Raw genomic sequence first — 22,604 nt, forward strand, 5'->3', positions numbered from 1 at the left:
GCAAGCGCCATGAGAACTCGCCCCGTCATTGGCCTGACCCTGGATGCTGAGGAGCCAGGCGGCTACTCCAAGCTGCCCTGGTACGCGCTGCGCCAGAACTATTTTTCGGCCGTGGCCGAGGCCGGGGGCCTGCCCATCGCCCTGCCGCATGACCCGGAACGGGCCGCCGAATACCTGCACCTCATCGACGGGCTGCTGGTCACCGGCGGCGCCTTCGACGTGGACCCCGCGCTGTACGGCGACGCCAGCCAGCATGAGACCGTGAGCCTGAAGCCCGGCCGGACGGAGTTCGAGCTGGCCATCACCCGCGCGGCGCTCAAGGCCGACAAGGCCGTTCTGGGCATCTGCGGCGGCGAGCAGCTGCTGGCGGTGGCCTTTGGCGGCACGCTGATCCAGCACATCCCGGACGCGGTGCCGAACGCCCTGCCCCATGAACAGCCCAACCCGCGCACCGAGCCCGGCCATGCCGTGGCCATCACGCCCGGCACGCGGCTGGCCGCGATCGTGGGCGAGGGCCCGATGCATGTGAACAGCGCCCACCACCAGGCTGTGGCCACCCCGGGGCCCGGGGCCGTGGTGAATGCCGTGGCGCCCGATGGCGTCATCGAGGGGCTGGAGCATCCCGGCCACCGCTTCGCGCTCGGCGTGCAATGGCACCCCGAATACAAGGTCGACCGCCAGGACCTGACCATCCTGCGCGCCTTCGTGGAGGCCGCCCGTGGCTGAGGACGAGAACCCCGAGCGCGGCGAGCGCATCGCCAAGTGGCTGGCCCGTGCCGGCATCGCGAGCCGCCGGGAGGCGGAGCGCCTGATCGAAGAAGGCCGCGTCGCCATCGGCGGCGAGAAGGTGCGCACCCCCGCCACCTTCGTGAAGCCCGGCGACGTCGTGCAGCTGAACGGCAAGCAGGTGGCCAACCCGGAGCGCACCCGGCTGTTCCGCTATCACAAGCCGCGCGGCCTGGTGACGACCCACCGCGACCCCGATGGCCGCCCCACCGTGTTCGACAACCTGCCCCCCGGCCTGCCGCGCCTGATCAGCGTGGGCCGGCTCGACCTCAACAGCGAGGGCCTGCTGCTGCTGACCAATGACGGCGAGTTGGCCCGCCGGCTGGAACTGCCGAGCCAGGGCTGGGTGCGCCGCTACCGGGTGCGGGTGAACGGCCATCCGGACCCGTACAAGCTGTCGCTGCTCAACCGCGGCATCACGGTGGAGGGCGTGCGCTATGGCCCCATCGAGGCGGAGCTGGACACCAAGCAGGGCGACAATTCCTGGCTGACCATGTCCCTGCAGGAAGGCAAGAACCGGGAGCTGCGGCGCGTGCTGGCGCATCTGGGCTTCCAGGTCTCGCGGCTGATCCGGCTGGCCTATGGGCCGTTCCAGCTCGGCATCCTGCCCAAGGGCGCGGCCGAGGAAGTGAACGGCAAGATCATGCGCGAGCAGCTGGGCGTGGACGTGGAGAAGCACCAGGACAAGCGCCGCGCCGCCCGCAAGGCCGCCGCCGCAACCCCGCCGCCCGTCGCCGAGGACTGATGCGCATCGTCGCGGGCGCGCATCGCGGCCGGAACCTGACCGCACCCCTGGGCGAGCAGACGCGGCCCACCGCCGACCGCGCCCGCCAGGCCCTGTTCGACATGCTGATGCACGCGCCCTGGGCCGAAACCCATGCCGTGCGCGAGGCACGCGTGCTGGATGCCTTCGCCGGTTCCGGCGCGCTGGGGCTGGAGGCGCTGTCGCGAGGGGCGGCCCATGCGACCTTCATGGAGACCGCCCGGCCCGCCCTGGCGGCCATCCGCGCCAATGTCGTGGCCTGCCGCGAGGAAGCGCGCGCCGCCATCCTGCCGGCCGACGCCACCCGCCCGCCCAAGCCCCCCGCCGCCTGTTCGCTGATCTTCCTCGACCCACCCTACCGGCAGGCGCTGCTGCCGCGCGCCCTGGCCGGGCTCGGCCGTGCTGGCTGGATCGCGCCGGGCGCGGTATGCTGCCTGGAGATGGCGCGCGACGAGGAATTCGAGACCGACTGGCCCGTGCTGGCCGACCGCGCGCATGGCGCCGCGCGGATGCTGGTGCTGCGGGCCCCGTCGGACGCGGCATGATGAACGCGGGCGACGTCACCATCGCCTGCGTGATCCCCGCCTATGGCCAGCCCGGCCTGCTGCCCGAGGCGATCGAGAGCGCCATGGCGCAGAGCCTGCCCGGCGTCGCCGCCGTCATCGTCGATGACGGCTGCCCCTTCCCCGAGACCCAGGCCCTGGCGCGCGCCGCCTGCGCCCGGCATCCGGGCCGGGTGCATGTGCTGCGCCAGCCCAATGGCGGGCTCTCGGCCGCGCGCAACACGGGCATCGACTATGCGCTCGCGGTCTTTCCCGCCCTGCGCGCGGCCTACATGCTGGATGCCGACAACCGGATCGAGCCGCATTTCCTGCGCCGCGCCCTGACGGTGCTGGAGGAAGGCGGACCCGGCACCGGCTGGGCCTATCCGGATATCGACAGCCTGGGGATGGAGGATTGCTCCGATACCTCGGGCGAATTCTCCCTGCTCTGCCTCATGCAGGACAACTACTGCGAGGCGGGCAGCCTGATCGCGCGGGAATTGCTCGAAACCGGCCTGCGCTTCGACACCAGCCTGCGCCAGGGCTTCGAGGATGCGGAGTTCTGGCTGCGCGCGGCGCGTGCCGGCTTCAGGGGCCGCTATGTCCCGCATTCCGGCTTCCGCTATCGCCGCCGCGCCGAGAGCATGCTGGCCGACAGCGAGCGCATGCGCCCCCTGCTGCAGGAGGAACTGCGCCGGCGCAACCGCGACCTGTGGAACCCCCGCCGCATCCTGGAGATGGAGGCGCGCGAACTGCCGCGCCACGCGCTGCTGCTGGCCGGCGGCGGGCCCGTGCGCCTGTTCCTGGACCCCGCGGAAACGGACCGCGAGATTTCCCGCGATGCGTTCGGCGCCATGCTGGGGCGGGCGCGCTCGGACCCCGCGGCGCATCATGTGCCCGCCGTGGTGGCCATCGCCGAGCCCGCGGCGCTGGAGGCGCTGGCCCGGCAGGGGCTGCTGCACAACGCCTTCTGGTTCGCCTCCGTGCTGCTGCGCCATCGCCGGGTCGCGGGCATCGTGCTGGATGAGGCCGGGCAGGACCGCATCGTCTTCCGGCACCGGGGCGGCTCCCTGGAGGACGCCCAGCTGATCTTCCTGCGCGGACAGGACATGGCGTCCGAGCCGCAGCGGCTGCTCGCGGACCTGGCCGAAGGCGACACATGGCGCATGAACCTGTTCATGCCCGGCGCGCCGGAAGCGACCGGCGCCGCCGAGGCCGAGGCACGGGCCGCGCTGGCCGTGCCGGCCGAGGCCCCTGCCGCGCCCTGGCGGCGCAGCTGGCGCGTGGCGCGCAGCACGGTGGCGGACCAGCTCTATGCCTCGGTGGGGGTATGCGCGCCCTGGCCGCGCCGCCGCTCCGGCCGGGACATCGCGATCATCCAGCCCCTGCACGCGCGGGGCGGCGTGGAACGCGTGCTGCTGCGCCAGGCGGAGGTACTGCGCGGCGCGGGCTGGACGCCGCATCTGGTCGTGACCGAGCGCGCCGAGGCGGAGCTGCTGCCCGGCACGCGTGAGGCCTATGAGACCATCAACTTCTTCCCCGGCTTCGGCCCCGAAGGCGCGCCCGACCCGGAGCGCGAGTATTTCGGCGCCCCCACCGCCGCCTATGGCCATGACCCGAACAGCGTGGACGGGCTCGGCCTGCTGTTCGGCATGGATGCGGCGCTGATCACCCATTCGCTGGCGGGCCACGCCCTGGCGGCGCGGCTCAGGCGCTTCGGCGTGCGCTGCTTCATGGGCCTGCACCTGGCCGAGCGCGGCGCCTGGAACCAGCCGGTGGGCCAGGCCTTCACGGGGCTGGCCTATGAGCATGCCTATGAGGGCGCGCTGGTCATCTCGGAACAGCTGCGCCGCTGGTGCATCGGCCAGGGTTGGCCGGCCAGCAAGCTGATACTGGTGCCCAATGCGCCGGGCTATGAGAGCCAGGCCTCCGCCGTCGCGCGCCGGGTCGCGGGGCGCCGGCCGCGCGCCCTGTTCCTTGGCCGGCTGGATGCGCAGAAGGGGCTGGAAAGGCTCTCCCAGACCATCCGCGCCAGCCAGGACTTCATCGAATGGCGCATCGCCGGAAAGCCCGTGCTGGACGGCGCGCCGCCCGAGCTCGGCATCGAGATCGAACCGCCCGCCGACAGCGCCGGGGATCTGGACGCGCTGTACTCCTGGGCCGACATCCTGTTCCTGCCGAGCCATTTCGAGGGCGTGCCCCTGACCATCCTGGAGGCACAGCGGCTGGGCTGCGTGCCGCTGGCCACCGATGTGGGCGCGGTGGCCGAAATCGTGACCCATGGCCAGGATGGCTGGCTGCTGCCCAATGACGGCACCTGCACCGCCGAGGCCCTGTCCGCGCTGCGCCGCCTGGCGGCGGAACCGGCGCTGCTCTCCGCCCTCTCGGCCGCCGCGATCGAGCGGCTGCGCGGTCGCGGCTGGGCGGCCATGATGCGCCCCTTCCTCGAAAGGCTTGAAACGCCGTGACCCTGCTGGTGGAAAACCTGCCCGCCTTCATGAGCGCGCCGCTGAGCCTGCTGCTGGCCGAGGACGCGCCCGCCCTTCCCGCACCCATTCCCCAATGGCGCGTCGCCGCGCGGGACGGCCATTGGCTGATGATGGCGCAGGGCAGCGCCTCGCCCGGCCCGGCGCTTCCGCTGCCGGCCGCCCCGGGCGGGCTGCTGGGCGTGATCGCGGCGACGACGCCGGCCTGGCTCACCGAATGGCCGGGTGAGGCACCGGCCCTGCTGGCGGACGGCACGGCCCTGGCCGGCCTGCTCGCCGCCCGGCTGCTGGCTGCCGAGGCCCGGGTGGGCGACATGTCCGCGAGCCTCGTCGCGCTGCGTGCGGAGCAGGAGGAAGCGCGGGTCGCGATGGCGAGCTGGCTGCGCAGCGCCGGCCAGGCGCCCCCCCAGGCCCCCACCCTGATCCACGCCGACACGCCCGATGCGAGCCCGGTGCTCTGGAGCGGCGTCTCGACCTGGCGGCGCAGCCTGCCCAGCGAGATCGCGGGCGTCACCGCGCTCGCGGTGCATCTGAAGGCCGTGGCGGCGGGGCCCGGCAGCGTGCTCGGCCTTAGGCTGATCGCAGAGGAAAGCGGGCGCCTGGCCGGCGCCTGGCGCGTGCCCGGAGAGGCGCTGCACGAAGGCTGGATGACGCTGGACCTGCCCATGCCCGCGCCCCCCTGGCGGGAGACGGCGGCGGTGGAGGTCAGCATCGCCCTCGCCCCGCGTGACACGCTGGCGCTGTCCGTGACCGAGGGGCTGCCGGCGTTGCAGGTGCTGCGCGCGCGCGGTGGCGCGCGCTTCCAGCATTCCCCCTGGTGGCTGGAGCAGGAGGCCGGCCGGCCCATGCCGCCCTCCGGTGTGTGGTGCAGTTTTCCCGACGATATCTGGCAGGGCGCGACCCGGACGGCGCTGCTGCACGGCCATGGAGAGACCTCGCTCGGCATCCCGTCGCTGCCGCTTGCGGGTTATGACCTGATGCGCGCGGTGCTGCGGGTATCTGGCGGCAGCGATGTGCAGGCGGCGCTGAGTTGCGGCGGGCGCGGCACGGGCTGGGTCGATGCGCAGCTCGATGGCGATATCGCGCTCAGCCTTGCGATCTCGCCCGAGGCCTGGCCCGCCGCCCCCGTGCGTGTGGCGCTGCGTGCCCTGGGCAGCGGCGGCGCGGTGGTGGAATGGCGGGAGATCAGGGCCGCTCGTTCCTCCAGCGGGGCAAACGCCGCATAAGGCGCCCGTCGATCAGCGCAAGGCCGAGCGCCACCCCGGCCATGCCCAGCAGGTGCCGGGGCGCCAGACTCTCGTTCAGGAACAGCGCGCCCAGCACGAAGCTGGTCACGGGAATGATCAGCGTGACCAGCAGCATGTTCACCGGCCCCACCATGTTCAGCAGCAGGAAGTACATGAAGTAGCCGCCCGTGGTACACAGGGTGGCCAGGCCCAGAAGCGCGCCCGCGACCTCCAGGCTCGGCAGCGGCGGCACCTCCAGCAACAGCACCAGCGGCAGCAGCATCAATGTGCTGGCGCTGGTCTGCCCCGCGGCCGCCTGGACGGGCGTCATGCCGAGCGCCTTGAAGCGCCGCCCCCACAGGCCGGCGAGCGCATAGAGGAAGGTGGCGCCCAGCATGCACAGCGCGGCGGGCCAGGGCGTGGCCAGCGGGTCGGCCCCCGCCATCGCCACCACCCCGCCGAGCCCCGCCAGCACGCCGATCAGCCGGGGCGGGGTGATGCGCTCCACCCCCGCCGCCCCCGCCACCAGCACGCCGAACAGCGGCGTGGTCGCGTTGAAGATGGAGGCGGTACCGGAAGGAAGGCTCTGCTGCGCCAGCACGATCAGCACGAAGGGCAGCACATTGTTCAGCAGCCCCATGCCGAAGGAGGCGACCAGCGCCGAACGGTCCAGCCTGGGGCGCGGCCCCACCGCCAGGATGATGAGCCAGAGCTGCACCGCCGCGATCGACACCCGCGCCAGCACGATGGACAAGGGCGGCCATTCCCGCACCGCCACCGCGATGAAGAAGAAGCTGCTGCCCCACAGGATGGAGAGCAGCAGCATCAGCAGCCAGGCGCGCGCGGAGATCGGCGGCGGGGTCACAGCTCGCCGAGTTCGGCCAGGCCCCGCATCAGCGTCGTGGCCTGCACGGTCGACATCATGTCGCCCCGCAGCAGCATGGCCTTTGCCTCGGCCATCGGCACAGTGAAGCTCTCGATGCTCTCGCCGGGTTCCAGCACGGGTTCCGCGACCTTCCGGCAGCCCAGCGCCAGCACCATGTGGCAGCGGTTGGCGTTGCGCGACGGGTCAGGCCACAGGAAGCCCAGGGAGCGCAGCTCGGCCGCCTCGTAGCCCGTCTCCTCCAGCAATTCGCGGGCGCCGGTGGCAAGCGGGTCGGTCTCGCCTTCCTCCAGCGTGCCGCCCGGCACCTCCAGCGAAACGGCGCGCACGCCCTGGCGCCATTGCCGAAGCAGCACCAGCTCACCCGCCTCGGTCACCGGCACGACCATCACCCAGTCCGGGAAATGCAGGATCCACCAGGTATCCAGCACCTTGCCCTGGCCGGTCCGCACCGTCTCGGCGGAGATATGGAGGTAGGGCTCCTTCATCACCTCGCGCCGGGCGAGGGTTTCCCAGCCTCCGGGGGGCGGGGGCAGGTCGCGGTCGCGCAGCGGGTCGTCTGAAGGCATGGCCCACCATCGCCCCGGAGCGCGGGGGCCGCAACTACCCCAGCAGCCGCTTCACCCAGGCGAGCTTGCTCTCATGCGGCGGATAGCGCAGCGGCAGGTCCAGACGCGGGCTCTTGCGGTAATGCGCGCGCGGGTTCGAGAAGCCCTCGAAACCCGCCCGCCCATGCGAGCGCCCCCAGCCGCTGGCCCCCACACCGCCGAAGGGCAGCTCGGCGACCGCCGCCTGCACGATGTGGTCGTTCTCCACGAAGGCGCCGGAGCGCGTGCTTTCCCGCAATGCCGCCAGCAGGCCCGGGTCCCGGCTGTGCGCGTAGACCGCGAGCGGTGCCGGGGCCGCCTGCAGCCCTTCCAGCAACGCGGCGCGGTCGCGCCAGGGCACGATGGGCAGGATGGGGCCGAAGATCTCCTCGGCGGGTGCGGCCTCGTTCGCCGTCAGCGTGGGCTGGATATGCAGCCCAGCCGCATCCGCACCGCCGCCATGCAGCAACCTGCCGCACCCAAGCCAGGGCAGCAGGCGCTCATAATGCCGCCGGAACGCGATGCGCTGCATCCCCTGACCATCGGCGCCGTAGAACTCAGCGATATACCGCTTCAGCGCCGCCACCAGCGGCTCAAAACGGCTTTCCTCCACCAGCACATGGTTGGGCGCGATGCAGGTCTGCCCGGCATTCAGGAACTTCGCCCAGGCGATGCGCTTCGCCACCACGTCGATATCGGCCGTCGCGTCCACCACGCAGGGGTTGGCCCCGCCCAGCTCCAGCGTGCACGGCGTCAGGTTGCGCGCCGCCGCTTCCGCGACACCCCGCCCGATCCCGGTAGAGCCCGTGAAGAAGATGTGGTCCCAGGGCCGCGCCACCAGCTCGGCCGCCAGCGCCGCATCGCCCTGCATCACCTCGACGCCGGGAATGCCGGCCAGCATGGCCGCCAGCGCCCCCGCCGTGGCCGGCGCATGCTCCGAGGGCTTCAGCACCACCCGGTTCCCCGCCGCCAACGCCGCGACCAGCGGCGACAGCGACAACTGCACCGGATAATTCCAGGGGCTCAGGATCAACACCCGCCCCAGCGGCTCGAACGCCACCGCCGCCCGCGCCGGCCAGTGGAACCACCCCGTCGCCACCCGGCGCGGCGCCGCCCAGCGCGGCAGATGCCGGATCGCATGCCGGACCTCCTGCCGCACCGTCAGCACCTCACTGACATAGGCATCGAACTCGGATTTCCCGAGATCCTCCGCCAGCGCCGCCATCAGCGCCCCCTCATGCGCCACCAACGCGGCGTCGAGCACCCGCAGCACGGCAAGGCGGGCCTGTACGGTCATGGGCAGGGCGCCCGGGTGGCACGGCGGGGGCCTTGCCCCCGGCCCCCACCAAGGGCGCTGCCCTTGGAACCCGCCAAAGGCCGGGAGGCCTTTGGAAACCGGGAGTGGGAAGTTTGCCGAGGGGGCAACGAAGACGCGCCGGGCCGGAAAGCCGCTCGGTGCCCCCTCGGCAAACTTCCAATTAACTCAGGGGGGTCCAGGGGCCCCAGGCTCCTGGCGGGGGTGCCGGGGGCAGAGCCCCTGGCTGGGGGCACGGGGGCAAAGCCCCCGCCATGCCGCCCGACCGCCCTTCTCATACCAGGCTGGCCGTCTCGGCGGGTGCGGTTTCGCGGCCGGTGCCCATCAGGGTCACGATGCGGCGTCCGGTCAGGTCCTGGCGGATGACGATGGCGCCCTGTTCCTCGATGAAGCCCAGCACGCGCCGCGCGCGGCCGAGCGAGCGGCTGCCATAGGCCTCGGCGATGGCTTCGTCTGAGGGGCAAGGCGCACCGTCGAGCGCGGCGCGGGCCAGGAGGAGGTAGACGCTGCGGGTTTCCTCCGGCAGGGCCGCGGCCTGGGCCTGGACGGCGGGCCATTCCTCGCGTTCTTCCTCGCCGGGGCCGAAGCCCGCGCGCAGCATGGCCAGGATCTGGCGGAAGGCGCTGGGGTCAGGGATCTTGCTGCCCAGCCCCTGGATGCGGCAGCGCAGCAGCATGTCCTGATACAGCGCCGTGACGGGGCGGTAGGCCGCATCGGGCTCGGCCATCACCACGCGGGCGATGTCCTCCCATTCCTGCCGCAGGGCGCGGGTTTCCTCGGGGGTGGGCGGGGGCGGCTGCAGGATGGGCGCGGGGCGGGCGGCGGCCAGCTGCGCCAGGATGTCGGCCGGCGGCGGGGGCGGCAGGCGGCGGGCGCGGGCGGGCAGCTCGTCGGGCTCGGGCGGGGTCAGGATCAGGTCGCGGGCGTCCGCCTCCGGCAGCGGCATCAGCTTGGGCGAGACACCGAGGCTGCGGGTTTCCACCTCGCCCACCAGCACCTCCTGCGGGCGGCGGCACAGGGCGGGGCCGAGGGCCATGAAATGGCCGCGCTGCAGGTCGCGGAACATCTCGGCCTGGCGGCGTTCCATGCCCAGCAGGTCGGCCGCGCGCTGCATGTCGATGTCGAGGAAGGTGCGGCCCATCAGGAAGTTGCTGGCCTCGGCCGCCACGTTCTTGGCGAGCTTGGCCAGGCGCTGGGTGGCGATGACGCCCGCGAGGCCGCGCTTACGCCCGCGGCACATCAGGTTGGTCATGGCCGCCAGCGAGACCTTGCGCGCATCGTCCGAGACCTCGCCGGAGGCGGAAGGCGCGAACAGCTGCGCCTCGTCCACCACCACGAGCATGGGGGTCCAGTATTCGCGCTCCGCGTCGAACAGCCCGCCCAGGAAGGCGGCGGCGCGGCGCATCTGGTTCTCGATGTCCACGCCTTCCAGGTTCAGGATGACCGGCACGCGATGGCGGCGCACGCGGTCGCCGGCCAGTTGCAGCCCCTGTTCGGAATGCTCGGCGGCGTCGATCACCAGATGGCCGAACTTCTCCGACAGCGAGACATAGTCGCCCTCGGGGTCGATGATGGCCTGCTGCACCCAGGCGGCGGATTTCTCCAGCAGGCGGCGCAGCAGGTGGGATTTGCCGCAGCCGCTGTTGCCCTGCACCAGCAGGCGGGTGGCCAGCAGTTCCTCCAGGTCCATCGCGGCGGGCCGCCCGCCCGAACTGGTTCCCAGATCAATATGCACCGTCATGGGCGCATCATAGCTGCGGGGGCGCGCGGGCGCATCAACCGGCGCGTCATGACTGGCCCGCCCAAGGGAGCCATTGCACGTCGGAAATGCGCTTTGCCCCGCTGACCAGCATGGCCAAGCGGTCGAACCCCATGGCGATGCCCGAGGTCGGCGGCATGCCGTGCTCCAGCGCGGCCAGGAAATCCTCGTCCACCGGCCAGGCGGACAGGGCGCCGTGCTGGCGCTCGCGCTCGGCCATGTCGAAGACGAGGCGCGCGCGCTGCTCGGCGGGGTCGGTCAGTTCCTCGAAGGCATTGGCCAGTTCCAGCCCGTCCACATACAGCTCGAATCGCAGGGCCGCGCGGGGGTCCGCGCCGTCACGCCGGGCGAGCGCCGCCTGGGGCGTGGGCCAATGGGTCAGGAAGGTGGGGTGGGCGCCCAGCGCCGGGTCGATCCGCTCCAGCAACAGGCGGAAGAAGGCGCTTTCCCAATCCTCGTCGGCCGGGCCGGTCAGGCCGCGCGCGGCCGCGGCCCCGATCAGCGCCGCCGCGTCCCCCGTGCCGTCCGGGCGGATGGTGGCCAGGATGTCGAGACCGTCCACATAGCGGTCGAAGGCCTCGGCCATGGTCAGGCGGGTGAAGGGCGCGGCGGGGCATGCGGGCCATACGGCGCGCAGGAAGGCCTCGGTCTCATCCATCAGCGACACCATGGAGGCGCCGGGGCGATACCATTCCAGCATGGTGAATTCGGGGGCGTGGCGGTGGCTGGCCTCGCCGTTGCGCCACACGCGCGCCAGCTCGAACACGGGCCCCGCGCCACCTACCAGCAGGCGCTTGATGGCCAGCTCCGGGCTGGTGCGCAGGAACAGCCGGCGTTCCTCCCCCTGCCCCAGATGCGGCATGAAGCGGCTCTCGAAGGCCATCAGGTGCACCTCCGCCCCCGGGCTCGGCACCAGGGCGGGGGTCTCGACCTCAAGATATCCATGGCCGGTGAAGAAGGCACGGGTGGCGGCCGCCAGGGCTGCCCGGGCGCGCAGGAAGGGCATGCGCGCGGCCAGGCGCTCGGGGTGCCACACAGGGGAGATTTGCGGGTTCGCCATTGCGCGCACGGCTTAGCGCGAGTAACGCCCCCGCACCATGTCCCGCACCCTGCGCACGCCGGAAGACCTGCTGGCCGAGCGGCTCGTCCCGCCCGATGCCATGGCGGATCTGCGCGCCTTGTCCGGCCGCTATGCCATTTCGGTGACACCCGCGGTGCAGGCCCGCATCCAGGCGCCGCAGGACCCGGTCGCCCGCCAGTACATCCCCGACGGCGCGGAATTGCTGACCGCCCCGCATGAGCTGGACGACCCGACCGCCGACGCCCCCTTCACGCCCATCAAGGGCGTGGTGCGGCGCTATCCCGATCGGGCGCTGCTGAAGCCGCTGCTGGCCTGCCCGGTCTACTGCCGCTTCTGCTTCCGGCGCGAACATGTGGGCCCCGATGGCGGGTTGCTGAGCGAGGCGGAGCTGGAGGCGGCGCTGGGCTGGTTCGCCGCCAATACCGACATCCGCGAGGCGATCCTGACCGGCGGCGACCCGCTGATGCTCTCGCCGCGCCGGCTGGGCCATATGCTCGATAGGCTGGAGGCCCTGCCCCATATCGAGCTGCTGCGCATCCACAGCCGGGTGCCGGTGGCCGACCCCGCGCGGATCAACCCCGCCATGCTGGCGGTGCTGCGGCGGGAAAAGCCGCTTTACCTCTGCGTCCATGCCAACCACGCCCAGGAATTCGGACCGGAGGCGAATGGCGCGCTGCGCGGGTTGACGGAGGCCGGCGTGACCCTGCTCGGCCAGTCGGTACTGCTGGCCGGGGTGAATGACAGCGTGGAGGCGCTGGAAGCCCTGTTCCGCGAAATGCTGCGCCACCGGATCAAGCCCTATTACCTGCACGCGCTGGACCCCGCCCAGGGGACCAGCCATTTCGCGGTGCCCGATGATCGGGCCCTGGCCATGCTGCGGGCACTGCGCGGCCGCATCACCGGCCTCGCTTGGCCCAACTTCGTGCGCGAGAGCACGGGCGGCGCCGGCAAGAAGCCGCTGGGGCCCAGCTGGGAGCCCGGCTCCGAGGATTTCCGGTAGAATCGTTTCGCACACAACCGGTGCACTACCGCGACTGCATGCCTTGGCGTACACTCTCGATCATGTGAGGGAGATGTCAGCGTGAACGTGTCCGGCCTGTCGCTTCGCGACCTCGAATACGTCGTGGCTGTCGCCGAGAATCTGCATTTCGGCCGCGCCGCGCTGTCCTGCTCGGTCAGCCAGCCCACCCTCTCGGCCCAGATCCGCAAGCTGGAGGATTGGCTGGGCTTCGACATCTTCGAGCGCGCGCCCCGACAGGTGCTGGTGACGGAGCGCGGCCAGCATGTGGTGGCGCAGGCCCGGATCATCCTGGGGGAGAGCCGGCGCCTGCTGGAGCTGGCCCAGGCCGGCGGGGAACCGCTCTCGGGCACCTTCCGCCTCGGCGTCATCTCCACCCTCGGCCCCTATCTGCTGCCGCTGCTGCTGAAGCCGCTGCGCGAGGCCTATCCGAAGCTGCGGCTGCTGCTGACGGAGGGGCTGACCTGGCCGCTGCTGACCCAGCTGGAACAGGGGCAGCTGGATGCCGTGCTGGCCTCGGGCGCGGTCAAGGAATCGGACCTGACGGAACTGCCCGTCTTCTTCGAGGAATTCGTCCTGGCCGTACCGCGCGACCATGCGCTGGCGACGGTCGAGAGCGTCTCGGCCGCCGATATCAAGGCGGAGGAGCTGATCCTGCTGAACGAGGGCCACTGCCTGCGCGACCAGATGCTGCATGTGTGCCCGGCGCGCGAGCGCGGCGTGAGGCCGGGAGACCCGCTGCAGGCCTCGGGGCTTGAGACGCTGCGCCAGATGGTGGGGGCGGGAATCGGCTGTTCCCTGCTGCCGCGCCTCTCTGTCGCGGTGGGGGCGCTGCTGGACGACATGGTGGCGTATCGGCGGCTGCAGGCCGATGTGGAACCGGGCCGCACGCTGTCGCTGTTCCACCGGCAGAGCTTCGGCCGGATCCGCGACGTGCGGCTGCTGCGGGAGGCGATCCGCAGCGCGCTAGAACCCACGGGGCTCGTTCGGCTGCCGGCACGTACCGGCGTGTAACAGGCGCCCGCGCCCATTCGACAGCGGCCGCGCCTGCACCTATGATCGTTGCATGATCCGCGCCCTGCCCCTGCTTCTGCTCCTCGCCGCCTGCGCCAGCCCGAATTTCGCCGCTTCAGGCGGCTCCGGGGACGTCGGCAGCACCAACCGCGACCGCGCCGCCTATCAGGCCAGCTGCCGCGACCAGGCGAATCGGGTGCTGGAGCGCCAGGACCGCGGGCAGCTGATGCGCGAGGACGAGCGCACGCTGCGCGGCGGCACGGATGCGGGCAATTTCGGCATCCGCAGCAACCTCGACCAGCTGGGGCGCCAGTATCGCCGCGACCAGCTGATGACCGAGTGCATGCGCCAGGGCGCGCCGACCGTTCCCGATCGCGCGGCCCGGCAGTAACGGCGGCCTAGGACAGCCCGTGCTGGTCGCGGCCGCGCTCAAGCAGCCGCAGGCCCAGCACCAAAGCCAGACCAGCGCCTGCCGCCGTCAGGGCGGCATAGGTCGGTGAGATGCGCCCGGGCGTCAGCCCGTCCGTCATCATCACGGCCACCACCATCAGGATCAGTGAAAGCCCGGTGCCCACCAGGGCCAGGCCGATGCGCTGCAACATGGCAATCATCCTTTCGACCTGCACCTTGATGGGGCGAGGCGGCAGGAAGCCGCCCGGGAAAAGGCGATTTCATGGCATTGCGCCTTGCAAGCGCCTCCACGATCATGACACTCAGTTCACGGAATTCGTTACCGGGGGATGCCACACATGAAGCGCCTGCTGCTGGCGGCGGCCTTTGCCGCCCTGCCTTTCCTCTCGCCCGATGCCCGGGCGCAGTCCGCCCCGGCCCAGCCGCCGCTGCGCTGCGCGGTCGACGGCACCTTCGCCCCCCATGCCTTCCCCGCCCTGTCGGGCGGCGTGCAGGGCTTCCAGATCGACCTGTTCCGCGAAGTGGCCCGCCGCATGGGTCGCGAGCTGCAGATCGACAGCGCCAGCTTCGCCGGGCTGATCCCGGCCATGAACGCCGGCCGCTATGATTTCCTCTGCGCCCCCGTGACCGTGACGCGTGAGCGCGCGGAACAGCTGCTGTTCACCGAGGGCTATCTGTGGACCGAGCTGCAGTTCGGCATCCGCCGCGGCAGCCAGCCCATCCGCACCGAGGAAGACCTGCGGGGCGCCACCATCTCGGTCAACAAGGGCACGCCCTATGAGAACTGGGTGAACGCGAACCGTGAGCGCCTGAACCTGACGCCGCTGGTGTTCGACAGCCAGGCCGACGCCGCCCAGGCCGTGATCCAGGGCCGCGCGCGCGCCAACCTCGCGGGCAACACCGTGGTCCGCTACACCGCCAGCCGCAGCCCGCAATATGTGGCCGATTTCGTGCTGCCGGGCAGCCGCCTGCACTGGGGCAGCCCCTTCCCCCGCGAAGCCACCGCGCTGCGTCGCCAGGTCGAGGACGTGCTGGCCTGCATGAAGCGCGACGGCACCGTGGCCCGCCTGTCGGAGCGCTGGTTCGGCAACCGCCCGGGCCCCGACCAGGCCGAGAACATCGTGTTCCCCGGCTATGGCCCGCCCGACATGCCGGGCTATGACCCCACCCCGCAGAACCCGACCTGCAACTGAGGTATCCAGGGGCGCCGGAGACGGCGCCCCGATCGTTTAGATGACCAATCTCGACCGCTTCCTCGACAATTTCTTCAATGCCCGGATCGCGGCGCAATGGGCGCCCAAGATCCTGGACGGCATGGGCGTGACCGTGCTGCTGGCGGCCGCCGTCATCGTGGCGGGGCTCGCCTTCGGGCTCGGCCTCGCGGTGCTGCGCGCCATGGGCATCCGCCCGCTGAACTGGCTGATCATCTTCATCGTGGACCTGTTCCGCGCCCTGCCGCCGCTGGTCGTGATCGTGCTCCTCTTCTTCGGGCTGCCGGCGCTGGATATCCAGCTGGACGGCTTCTGGGCCGCCTGGCTTGCCCTGTCGCTGATCCTCGCCGCCTTCTCCGAGGAGATCTTCTGGGCCGGCATCACCTCCGTGCCCAAGGGGCAGTGGGAGGCAGCGCGCTCCATGGGGCTCGGCTTCCTCGTCACCTTCTTCCTGGTGATCCTGCCCCAGGCCATCCGCATGGTGGTGCCGCCGCTGGTCAACCGCACCATCGCCATCACCAAGGGAACAGCACTCGCCTCCGTCGTCGCGGTGCCCGAGATCCTGGGGGCCGCGCAATCGGCGGTTTCTCATTCCTTCAACGCGACGCCGTTGACCATGGCGGCCGCGGCCTATCTGGCGCTGTTCATCCCCGTGGTCATCGCCGGCCGCTGGGTCGAAACCCGCTTCGCCTGGAAGCGCTGAGCCATGGACGATTTCCTCCTCAACTTCTTCTCGCTCGACATCCTGCGCGAGGCCTCGCCCATCCTGATCGACGGGCTGATCAGCACGCTGCTGCTCTCGGCGCTGGTGGTGCCGATCGGCATCGTGGGCGGCATCATCCTGGGTGTGGCCTCGACCATCCGGAACCCCTGGCTGCGCTATCCCATCGCGGCCTGGGTGGACCTGTTCCGCGCCCTGCCGCCGCTGGTGCTGCTGGTCTTCGTCTATGCCGGGCTGCCCTTCGCGGGCATCGAGGTGAATGCCTGGCAGGCGGTGGCCATCGGCTTCTTCCTGAACACCGGTGCCTATTACGGCGAGATCATCCGCGCGGGCATCGAAAGCGTGCCGGCCGGCCAGAGCGAGGCCGCGCGGGCCATCGGCCTGTCCCGCTTCCAGACCATGCGGCTGGTGGTGCTGCCCCAGGCGATCCGCAACGTGCTGCCGGACCTCGTCTCCAACACGCTGGAGGTGGTGAAGCTCACCTCCATCGCCAGCGTGGTGGCGCTGCCGGAACTGCTGTTCCAGGCCCGCCAGGCGCAGAGCGTGACCTATAACGCGACGCCCATCATGGCGGCCGCCATCGCCTATTTCATCCTGCTATGGCCGGTGGTGCGGCTGCTGTCTCGGCTGGAGAACAAGCAGCTGGCCGGGCGGCGGTAGGCTGGGGCTCTGGCCCCCAAGGAGGGAAAGGCTGGGGCTCTGCCCCAGGCCCCGGCAAGGGGCGCCGCCCCTTGCATCCCCGCCAGGACCGTAGCGGCCCTGGACCCCGGGGAGTTGGCACACAATCCTGATAGGTTTTTGATTTTAATAATATAAATGACGACAAACTGTCGAAGGTAAGGCGCCAAACCGATTTCAGGTCCAGGAGATATTATCTCCTGGCGGGGAGCCGAGGGGCGGCGCCCCTCGGTGGGGGTTCGGGGGCGAAGCCCCTGCCCGCAACGCATCCGCCAGCGCCCGGCTTGCCGCATCATCCGTTCCGGGCCGCCGGACCACCAGGATATCCCGGCTCAGAACCGGCTGGATCAGCTGCCGCATGGTCGCCTTGTGCCGGCGCGGCAACAGGGAGGCGGCCTGCGGCAGGATGGCGATGCCGAGCCCCGCATCCACCAGCGCCAGCGCCGTCGCGATCTGAGAGACGGTCTGGACCGGCGGGTGCTCCGGCAGGCCTGCCGCGACGCGTCCGGCCATGGCCAGCCCCGACAGGGCGCTGCCGCCATCCAGGCTGATCCAGGGCTCGGCCCCGATCTCCTGCCAGCTCAACTGCCGGCGGCGTGCCAGCGGGTGGCGCAGCGGCAGGAAGACGGCCAGGTGGTCGGTGGCGAGGCGCTCCTGGTGCAGCCCGACCAGCGCGCCGGCCGAGAAGGTGCCGAGCCCCAGCAGAACCTGCCCCGCGCGCACCATTTCGGGAATGGCGGCGGCACTCGCCTCCGTCAGCCTGGCGCTGCCGCCGGGCAAGGCGGCATGGAAGCGCACCAGCGCCTGGGGCAGCAGGGCGCCGGCCAGCAGGGGCGTGGTGGCGATGGAGGTGGCCCGCGCCTCGGCGGCCTGTTCCTGGCGTGCGGCCTCCCGCGCGGCGGCCAGATCCGCCAGCAGGGCGGCGGCGCGCGGCCGGAATGCCCGGCCGGCCGGGGTCAGCGCCACGCGGCGGGTGGTGCGCGCGAACAGCGAGACGCCGAGCGCCTGCTCCAGCGCCGCCACCAGCTCCGACAGCACGGATTGCACCATGCCCGCGCGGCCGGCGGCTGCGGTGAAGCCTTCGGCCTCCGCGACGGCCAGGAAGGCGCGGAGCATGCGGGGGGTGATTTCCATCGGAATTGCCGATCAATTCATCGCATCATCGCTATTGTTCGATGAATACCCGGGCTGTCACAACCCCGTCATGCCGGATGCGCTGGAGAAAAGCTGGATCGGCGCCGCCCGCCGGCGCGTCGAGGACGATCGCCTGCTGCGCGGCCAGGGCCGCTTCGTGGCCGATGTGCCGCAACCCGCCGGCACGCTGCACGCCGTCTTCCTGCGCGCCGCCCAGGCGCCCGGCCTGCTCGCGCCCCTGGACACCGCGCCCGCCCTGGCCGTGCCCGGCGTGGTGGCGGTTCTGACGGCGGATGAGCTCTCGGCCCGCGCGGCCCCAGCCATCAATGAATTCGCGGATGTGAAGCGCGGCCCCCTGCCCCGCTTCGCGATGCTGGCGGGCCCCGAGGTTCTGGCCCCCGGCGAGGCGCTGGCCCTCATCCTCGCCGAAACCCGCCCGGCGGCCGAGGACGGCGCCGAAGCCCTGTCCGCCGTAATCGAGCCGCAGGAAGCCGGCCTGCCCGTTCCCGCCTTCACCGGCCAGTGGCAGCGGGCGGGCGACGCAGTGGGCGCGCCTATCCGTGCCAGCGTGGAATATGCGCGCGTGGCCACCGGGGCGCTGGAACCCCGCGCGGCCCTCGCGGTGCCGGAAACCGGCGGGCTGACGGTCTGGCTCTCGACCCAGACGCCGCATCGCGCGCGCCGTGACCTGGCGGCCGTGCTGGGGCTGGACCCGGCCGAGCTGCGCGTCATAGCCCCCGATGTGGGCGGCGCCTTCGGCGGCAAGGCCAGCCTGTTTCCCGAGGAAGCGGCGGTGGCCATGGCCGCCCTGCGCCTGGGCCGCCCGGTGCGCTGGGTGGCCACCCGCGCCGAGGAGTTCCTGGCCGCCTGCCACGGGCGCGGCGGCAGGCTTTCCGGCAGCATCAGCCTGGACGCCGAGGGCCAGGCGCGCCGCGTCACGGCCGATGTCGCCTATCCGCTCGGCTGGCGCCTTCCCTATTCCGCCGCCGTGCCGGGGCGCAACGCGGCCCGCGGCCTGCCCGGCCCCTATGACATCCGCGGCATCAAGGTCGCGATGGCGGCGACCCCGGAGGCCCGCCCCGCCATGGGCATTCATCGCGGCGCGGGCCGGCCCGAGGCCAGCATGCTGATGGAGCGCCTGATGGACCGCGCGGCACGGCAGCTCGGCCTGTCGCCGCTCGAGATCCGCCGCCGCAACCTGGTGCGGCACTTCCCCCACACCATGCCGGGGGGCGAGGCGCTCGATTCCGGTGATCTCGCGGGGCTTCTGGATGCGGCCCTGCGCCATGCCGGCGGCAGCTGGCACGCGCTGGAGGCGGAGCGCGACGCGATGCGGGCCCGGGGGCTGCATGCCGGGCTCGGCCTCGCCCTGTATGCCGAGCCCTGCGGCCAGGGATATGAGACGGCGACGCTGACGGTGCAGCAGGACGGCTCCATCCAGCTCGCGACCGGCTCCACCGCTCAGGGCCAGGGGCGTGAGACCGCCTTCGCCCAGATCGCGGCCGACATCCTGGGCGTGGAACCCGGCATGGTGCGCGTGCTGGAAGGCGACACCGCGACCACCCCCGAGGGCATCGGCGCGCTGGCCAGCCGCAGCACGGGCATCGGCGGCGGGGCGGTCATCGAGGCATGTTTCGACCTGCTGGCCCAGGCCGGCAACCGGGCCCTGCGGGACTGCCCGGGGCTGAGTGCCCATGCGCGCTACGTGGCGGCGATGGAAAGCTGGGCCTCGGGCGCGGTCATCGCCCTGGTCACGCTCTGCGGCGAGACGGGGGCCACGCGCGTCGAAAGGCTCATCTGGGTGGACGATGCCGGGGTGGTGCTGAATCCCATGCTGGCGCGCGGCCAGATGTGGGGCGGGCTGATGATGGGCCTCGGCGAGACCTTGCTGGAGGCGATCGCCTTCGATGCCCATGGCCAGCTGCTGACCGGCAGCTTCATGGACTATGCCATGCCGCGCGCCGACGACCTGCCGGCACGCACGGTGCTGGCCCATGCCGATGCGCCCTCCCCGGCCGGCAACACGCCGCTGGGTTCCAAGGGCGTGGGCGAGGCCGGCAATGTCGGCGTGTCCGCCGCCCTGGTGAATGCCATCATGGATGCCGCCTTCCCGGCCGGCGACCAGCCCGAACATGTCCCGTTGCCGCTGACGCCCGAGCGCGTCTGGCGCCTGCTTCAGAAAGGAAACTGATCCATGAGCGAAGCCAAGGAATTCGCCGCGGCCCATCTGCGCGGCATCTGGTGCGCGGCGCTGATGCCCTTCGCGCCCGATACCCATGCGATGGACGAGGCGGGCTTCCGCTCCAACCTGACGCATTGGTTCACCGAGCTCGGCATCGACGGCGTCTTCGTCTCGGGCAAGCAGGGCGAGTTCTTCTCGATGTCGGTGGCCGAGCGCAAGCGCAGCTTCGAGATCGCGGTGGACGTGGCCAGGGCGACGGGCAAGCGCAGCATCCTCAGCGCATCCGACCAGAACATGGATGTGGTGATCGAGCTGGCGCGCCACGCCGAGGCGATCGGCGGCGACTTCATCGTGGTGCATGCGCCGGTGCTGCATTTCGTCCATGACCGGGACGAGATCCTGTTCGAATACTACCGCCACATCGCAAGCCAGGTGCGCATCGGCATCTGCATGTGGTCGCACCCGGACAGCGGCTATCTGATGTCGCCCGAGCTGTGCGCGCGCATCGCCGAGATCCCGAACATCGTGGGCATCAAATACTCCGTGCCGCGCGAGATGTACGCGAGGCTGACCGAGCTGACGCGCGGCAGGCTGGTGGTCAGCACCGCCAGCGAGGAGGAGTGGCTCGACAACATCATCGACCTAGGCTGGAGCTGCTACCTATGCTCCTCGCCCCCGTACCTGCTGCAGACGGCCGCCGACCGGCGGATGCGCGAATACACCGACCTCGCCTTCGCGGGCCGTGTGGCGGAAGCCCGCGCGGTGTCCGCCAGCCTCGATCCGGTGCGCCACGCCCTGAAATCCACCCGCCCGGGCGGCAAGCCGCAGAGCCACCAGAAATACTGGCAGCAGTTGCTGGGCCAGGTGGGCGGCGCGGTCCGCGCACCGATGCTGGAACTGACGGAAGCCGAGCGCGCCGCCACCCGCGCGGCCTTCGCTGGCAGCGGGCTCAAGCTGCCGGCCAGGCTGGCGGCGGAGTGAGCGCGATGATGAAGCCCTTCAATTTCAAGGCCTGGATCGCGGAGAACGAACACCTGCTGAAGCCGCCCGTCGGCAACAAGCAGCTGTTCCCGCAGAACAACGGCATGGTGGTGATGATCGTGGGCGGGCCCAATTCCCGCGTCGATTTCCACGACGACCCGGTGGAGGAGTTCTTCCATCAGCTGCGCGGCGACATGATCCTGAAGATCGCCGACCGGGGGAAGATCGAGGACATCGTGATCCGCGAGGGCGATGTGTTCCTGCTGCCGCCCCATATTCGCCATTCCCCCCAGCGTCCGGTGCCGGGCAGCGTGGGCCTCGTGGTCGAGAGCGCCCGCGCGCCCGACATGCGCGACGGCTTCGAATGGTTCTGCTTCCAGTGCGATGCGCTGGTGCACCGGGTCGAGGTGCAGGTGAAGGACATCGTGAAGGACCTGCCGCCGCTGTATGAGGCCTTCTATGCCAGCGAGGCCGCCCGGACCTGCCCGAAATGCGGCAATCTGCACCCGGGAAAGCAGCCGCCTGCCGGTTGGGCGTGCCTGCCCGGTTGAGCAACACGCGGCGAGCATGTTTCATGTCTCGACGCCCGGCTTGGGGCATGGCTAGAATATTTTAGGCTTCAATCATTCCGGGAGAGTGAACCGATGAAAAGGCGTGGATTCCTGGCGGCTTCGGCCGGCCTCAGCACCTTGGCGGCGCCCCTGGCAGCGCCTGCCTTCGCGCAGGGCGCGCCGATCAAGATCGGCATGATCACCACCCTCTCGGGCCCCGGCGGCTATCTCGGCCAGGACATCCGCGACGCCTTCCAGCTGGCGGTGGAGCAGGAGCAGGGCAAGCTCGGCGGCACCAACGTGCAGGTGCTGGTCGAGGATGACGGCCTGCGCCCCGGCCAGGGCAAGTCCATCGCCGAGCGCTTCCTGCGCAATGAGCGCATCAAGCTGATGACCGGCGTGGTGTTCAGCAACGTGCTGGGCACCGTCGCCCCCGACGTGCTGGACGCGGACGGCATCTATGTCTCGCCCAATGCCGCCCCCAGCGGCTTCGCCGGGCGCGAATGCCACCGCAACTACTACACCATGGCCTGGCAGAACGACACGCTGCACGAGACCGCGGGCGTGCTGGCGAACACGCTGGGCTACAAGCGCATGTTCATCCTGGCGCCGAACTACCAGGCGGGCCGCGACGCGCTGACCGGCTTCAAGCGCAAGTTCGGCGGCGAGGTGGTGCAGGAGGTCTACACGCGCCTGGACCAGACCGACTACGCGGCCGAGCTCGCGCAGATCCGCGCCGCGCGTCCGGATGCGGTGTTCCAGTTCCACCCGGGTGGCCTCGGCATCGGCTTCCTGCGGCAATACGCCCAGGCCGGGCTGCTGAGCAGCGTGCCGCAATGCGTGCCCGCGCCCTCGATGGACAGCACGACGCTGGCGGCCGTGGGCGAGGCGGCGGAAGGGCTGAACCTGACCAGCCACTGGAACACCGATTTCCAGAACCCCGCGAGCCAGGCCTTCGTCGCGGCCTTCCGTGCCAAGTACAACCGCACGCCCACCTACTACGCGCAGCAGGGCTATGACACGGCGCTCGCCATCGGCGCGGCGCTTCGCCAGACGCGCGGCAGCATCGACCCGGCGGCTTTCCGCACGGCCATGCTGAAGGCGGATTTCCAGTCCACCCGCGGCAAGTTCGCCTTCGGCCCCAACCAGCACCCGGTGCAGGATTGGTACGCGCTGAAGGTGGAGAAGGTGAACGGCGCGCTCGCGCTCGTCACCAAGTCCAAGATCCTGGAGAATGAGGGCGACAGCTATGCCGCCCAGTGCCGGCTGTAAGCC

At 71.2% G+C, this 22,604-nt stretch carries 22 protein-coding genes; 15 read left to right on the forward strand and 7 right to left on the reverse strand.

The genetic code is table 11. From position 1 onward, the window contains the following. Positions 1-9: 9 nt before the first annotated feature. Genes EOD42_RS23580 through EOD42_RS23600 form a run of 5 tightly spaced genes read left to right on the forward strand, consistent with a single transcriptional unit; the run spans position 10 to position 5,803 of the window. Positions 10-726 carry a gamma-glutamyl-gamma-aminobutyrate hydrolase family protein gene (locus EOD42_RS23580; protein ID WP_127790054.1) on the forward strand — a complete coding sequence of 239 codons (717 nt, stop codon included), beginning with the start codon at positions 10-12 and terminating at the stop codon, positions 724-726. Then, on the forward strand, positions 719-1,531 hold the full coding sequence (locus tag EOD42_RS23585; protein ID WP_127790055.1) for a pseudouridine synthase: 813 nt from the start codon (positions 719-721) through the stop codon (positions 1,529-1,531). Before EOD42_RS23580 ends, EOD42_RS23585 begins: the two co-directional genes overlap by 8 nt. After that, a complete protein-coding gene (locus EOD42_RS23590; protein ID WP_127790056.1) occupies positions 1,531-2,094 on the forward strand; it encodes an RsmD family RNA methyltransferase in 564 nt (187 codons plus the stop codon). Before EOD42_RS23585 ends, EOD42_RS23590 begins: the two co-directional genes overlap by 1 nt. Further along, positions 2,091-4,559, forward strand: coding sequence for a glycosyltransferase (locus EOD42_RS23595; protein ID WP_164868097.1), 2,469 nt, complete (start codon positions 2,091-2,093; stop codon positions 4,557-4,559). Before EOD42_RS23590 ends, EOD42_RS23595 begins: the two co-directional genes overlap by 4 nt. Next, a complete protein-coding gene (locus tag EOD42_RS23600; protein ID WP_127790058.1) occupies positions 4,556-5,803 on the forward strand; it encodes a DUF6212 domain-containing protein in 1,248 nt (415 codons plus the stop codon). Before EOD42_RS23595 ends, EOD42_RS23600 begins: the two co-directional genes overlap by 4 nt. On the opposite strand, the gene EOD42_RS23605 is transcribed toward EOD42_RS23600, so the two are convergent. The 5 genes from EOD42_RS23605 to epmA all read right to left on the reverse strand — a co-directional run bounded on the left by EOD42_RS23605 (position 5,763) and on the right by epmA (position 11,407). Next, positions 5,763-6,668, reverse strand: coding sequence for a DMT family transporter (locus EOD42_RS23605; RefSeq protein WP_240655268.1), 906 nt, complete (start codon positions 6,666-6,668; stop codon positions 5,763-5,765). The genes EOD42_RS23600 and EOD42_RS23605 overlap by 41 nt on opposite strands. Further along, positions 6,665-7,255, reverse strand: coding sequence for an NUDIX hydrolase (locus EOD42_RS23610; protein WP_127790059.1), 591 nt, complete (start codon positions 7,253-7,255; stop codon positions 6,665-6,667). The genes EOD42_RS23605 and EOD42_RS23610 overlap by 4 nt, the downstream gene beginning before the upstream one ends. Positions 7,256-7,289: 34 nt before the next feature. Beyond that, entirely contained in the window at positions 7,290-8,570 is a 1,281-nt protein-coding gene (locus EOD42_RS23615; protein ID WP_127790060.1) for an aldehyde dehydrogenase family protein, read from the reverse strand. A 292-nt stretch (positions 8,571-8,862) separates the two neighbouring features. After that, complete coding sequence (locus tag EOD42_RS23620) at positions 8,863-10,329, reverse strand: ATP-binding protein (protein ID WP_127790061.1); 1,467 nt, start codon at positions 10,327-10,329, stop codon at positions 8,863-8,865. A 46-nt stretch (positions 10,330-10,375) separates the two neighbouring features. Next, positions 10,376-11,407 carry an EF-P lysine aminoacylase EpmA gene (epmA, locus tag EOD42_RS23625; RefSeq protein WP_127790062.1) on the reverse strand — a complete coding sequence of 344 codons (1,032 nt, stop codon included), beginning with the start codon at positions 11,405-11,407 and terminating at the stop codon, positions 10,376-10,378. Between the two features lie 37 nt (positions 11,408-11,444). On the opposite strand from epmA, the gene EOD42_RS23630 reads away from it, so the two are divergent. From EOD42_RS23630 to EOD42_RS23640, 3 genes are all read left to right on the forward strand, one after another. Then, positions 11,445-12,428: a lysine-2,3-aminomutase-like protein gene (locus tag EOD42_RS23630; RefSeq protein WP_127790063.1), complete on the forward strand. Its 984-nt coding sequence runs from the start codon at positions 11,445-11,447 to the stop codon at positions 12,426-12,428. Positions 12,429-12,509: 81 nt separating this feature from the next. Further along, positions 12,510-13,460, forward strand: coding sequence for a LysR substrate-binding domain-containing protein (locus EOD42_RS23635; RefSeq protein WP_127790064.1), 951 nt, complete (start codon positions 12,510-12,512; stop codon positions 13,458-13,460). Between the two features lie 52 nt (positions 13,461-13,512). Further along, entirely contained in the window at positions 13,513-13,851 is a 339-nt protein-coding gene (locus EOD42_RS23640; protein WP_127790065.1) for a hypothetical protein, read from the forward strand. A 7-nt stretch (positions 13,852-13,858) separates the two neighbouring features. Here the strand turns inward: EOD42_RS23640 and EOD42_RS23645 are convergent, their stop codons facing one another. Then, positions 13,859-14,062, reverse strand: coding sequence for a hypothetical protein (locus tag EOD42_RS23645; RefSeq protein ID WP_127790066.1), 204 nt, complete (start codon positions 14,060-14,062; stop codon positions 13,859-13,861). Positions 14,063-14,209: 147 nt separating this feature from the next. Between EOD42_RS23645 and EOD42_RS23650 the strand changes: the two genes are divergently transcribed. From EOD42_RS23650 to EOD42_RS23660, 3 genes are read left to right on the forward strand one after another with little or no spacing between them, the layout of a single operon-like run. Then, on the forward strand, positions 14,210-15,064 hold the full coding sequence (locus EOD42_RS23650; RefSeq protein ID WP_127790067.1) for a transporter substrate-binding domain-containing protein: 855 nt from the start codon (positions 14,210-14,212) through the stop codon (positions 15,062-15,064). Positions 15,065-15,104: 40 nt separating this feature from the next. Next, a complete protein-coding gene (locus tag EOD42_RS23655; protein WP_127790068.1) occupies positions 15,105-15,785 on the forward strand; it encodes an amino acid ABC transporter permease in 681 nt (226 codons plus the stop codon). Between the two features lie 3 nt (positions 15,786-15,788). After that, a complete protein-coding gene (locus EOD42_RS23660) occupies positions 15,789-16,463 on the forward strand; it encodes an amino acid ABC transporter permease (RefSeq protein WP_127790069.1) in 675 nt (224 codons plus the stop codon). Positions 16,464-16,658: 195 nt separating this feature from the next. Here EOD42_RS23660 and EOD42_RS23665 read toward each other — a convergent pair whose 3' ends face one another. After that, positions 16,659-17,615 carry a LysR family transcriptional regulator gene (locus EOD42_RS23665; RefSeq protein ID WP_127790070.1) on the reverse strand — a complete coding sequence of 319 codons (957 nt, stop codon included), beginning with the start codon at positions 17,613-17,615 and terminating at the stop codon, positions 16,659-16,661. Between the two features lie 70 nt (positions 17,616-17,685). Between EOD42_RS23665 and EOD42_RS23670 the strand changes: the two genes are divergently transcribed. The 4 genes from EOD42_RS23670 (at position 17,686) to EOD42_RS23685 (ending at position 22,601) form a co-directional block, all read left to right on the forward strand. Then, positions 17,686-19,806, forward strand: a complete 2,121-nt coding sequence (locus EOD42_RS23670; RefSeq protein ID WP_127790071.1) for a xanthine dehydrogenase family protein molybdopterin-binding subunit — start codon at positions 17,686-17,688, stop codon at positions 19,804-19,806. Between the two features lie 3 nt (positions 19,807-19,809). Beyond that, entirely contained in the window at positions 19,810-20,778 is a 969-nt protein-coding gene (locus EOD42_RS23675; RefSeq protein WP_127790072.1) for a dihydrodipicolinate synthase family protein, read from the forward strand. 5 nt (positions 20,779-20,783) lie between these two features. After that, the gene (locus EOD42_RS23680; RefSeq protein WP_127790073.1) at positions 20,784-21,329 is read left to right on the forward strand and encodes a 3-hydroxyanthranilate 3,4-dioxygenase; all 546 of its coding nucleotides are present in this window, start codon (positions 20,784-20,786) and stop codon (positions 21,327-21,329) included. 93 nt (positions 21,330-21,422) lie between these two features. Then, the gene (locus tag EOD42_RS23685) at positions 21,423-22,601 is read left to right on the forward strand and encodes an ABC transporter substrate-binding protein (protein WP_127790074.1); all 1,179 of its coding nucleotides are present in this window, start codon (positions 21,423-21,425) and stop codon (positions 22,599-22,601) included. The last annotated feature ends 3 nt before the right edge of the window (positions 22,602-22,604 follow it).

Source organism: Rhodovarius crocodyli (genome assembly GCF_004005855.1).
GTDB lineage: Bacteria > Pseudomonadota > Alphaproteobacteria > Acetobacterales > Acetobacteraceae > Rhodovarius > Rhodovarius crocodyli.

Excerpts from the sequence above, each read along its gene's own strand:
- EOD42_RS23685 (WP_127790074.1), top strand. The coding sequence starts at position 21,423 with ATGAAAAGGCGTGGATTCCTGGCGGCTTCGGCCGGCCTCAGCACCTTG.
- EOD42_RS23595 (WP_164868097.1), top strand. The coding sequence starts at position 2,091 with ATGATGAACGCGGGCGACGTCACCATCGCCTGCGTGATCCCCGCCTAT.
- EOD42_RS23645 (WP_127790066.1), bottom strand. The coding sequence starts at position 14,062 with ATGTTGCAGCGCATCGGCCTGGCCCTGGTGGGCACCGGGCTTTCACTG.
- EOD42_RS23610 (WP_127790059.1), bottom strand. The coding sequence starts at position 7,255 with ATGCCTTCAGACGACCCGCTGCGCGACCGCGACCTGCCCCCGCCCCCC.
- EOD42_RS23675 (WP_127790072.1), top strand. The coding sequence starts at position 19,810 with ATGAGCGAAGCCAAGGAATTCGCCGCGGCCCATCTGCGCGGCATCTGG.
- EOD42_RS23670 (WP_127790071.1), top strand. The coding sequence starts at position 17,686 with ATGCCGGATGCGCTGGAGAAAAGCTGGATCGGCGCCGCCCGCCGGCGC.
- EOD42_RS23620 (WP_127790061.1), bottom strand. The coding sequence starts at position 10,329 with ATGACGGTGCATATTGATCTGGGAACCAGTTCGGGCGGGCGGCCCGCC.
- EOD42_RS23660 (WP_127790069.1), top strand. The coding sequence starts at position 15,789 with ATGGACGATTTCCTCCTCAACTTCTTCTCGCTCGACATCCTGCGCGAG.
- EOD42_RS23665 (WP_127790070.1), bottom strand. The coding sequence starts at position 17,615 with ATGGAAATCACCCCCCGCATGCTCCGCGCCTTCCTGGCCGTCGCGGAG.
- EOD42_RS23650 (WP_127790067.1), top strand. The coding sequence starts at position 14,210 with ATGAAGCGCCTGCTGCTGGCGGCGGCCTTTGCCGCCCTGCCTTTCCTC.
- EOD42_RS23640 (WP_127790065.1), top strand. The coding sequence starts at position 13,513 with ATGATCCGCGCCCTGCCCCTGCTTCTGCTCCTCGCCGCCTGCGCCAGC.
- EOD42_RS23590 (WP_127790056.1), top strand. The coding sequence starts at position 1,531 with ATGCGCATCGTCGCGGGCGCGCATCGCGGCCGGAACCTGACCGCACCC.
- EOD42_RS23615 (WP_127790060.1), bottom strand. The coding sequence starts at position 8,570 with ATGACCGTACAGGCCCGCCTTGCCGTGCTGCGGGTGCTCGACGCCGCG.
- EOD42_RS23630 (WP_127790063.1), top strand. The coding sequence starts at position 11,445 with ATGTCCCGCACCCTGCGCACGCCGGAAGACCTGCTGGCCGAGCGGCTC.
- epmA (WP_127790062.1), bottom strand. The coding sequence starts at position 11,407 with ATGGCGAACCCGCAAATCTCCCCTGTGTGGCACCCCGAGCGCCTGGCC.
- EOD42_RS23580 (WP_127790054.1), top strand. The coding sequence starts at position 10 with ATGAGAACTCGCCCCGTCATTGGCCTGACCCTGGATGCTGAGGAGCCA.
- EOD42_RS23655 (WP_127790068.1), top strand. The coding sequence starts at position 15,105 with ATGACCAATCTCGACCGCTTCCTCGACAATTTCTTCAATGCCCGGATC.
- EOD42_RS23680 (WP_127790073.1), top strand. The coding sequence starts at position 20,784 with ATGATGAAGCCCTTCAATTTCAAGGCCTGGATCGCGGAGAACGAACAC.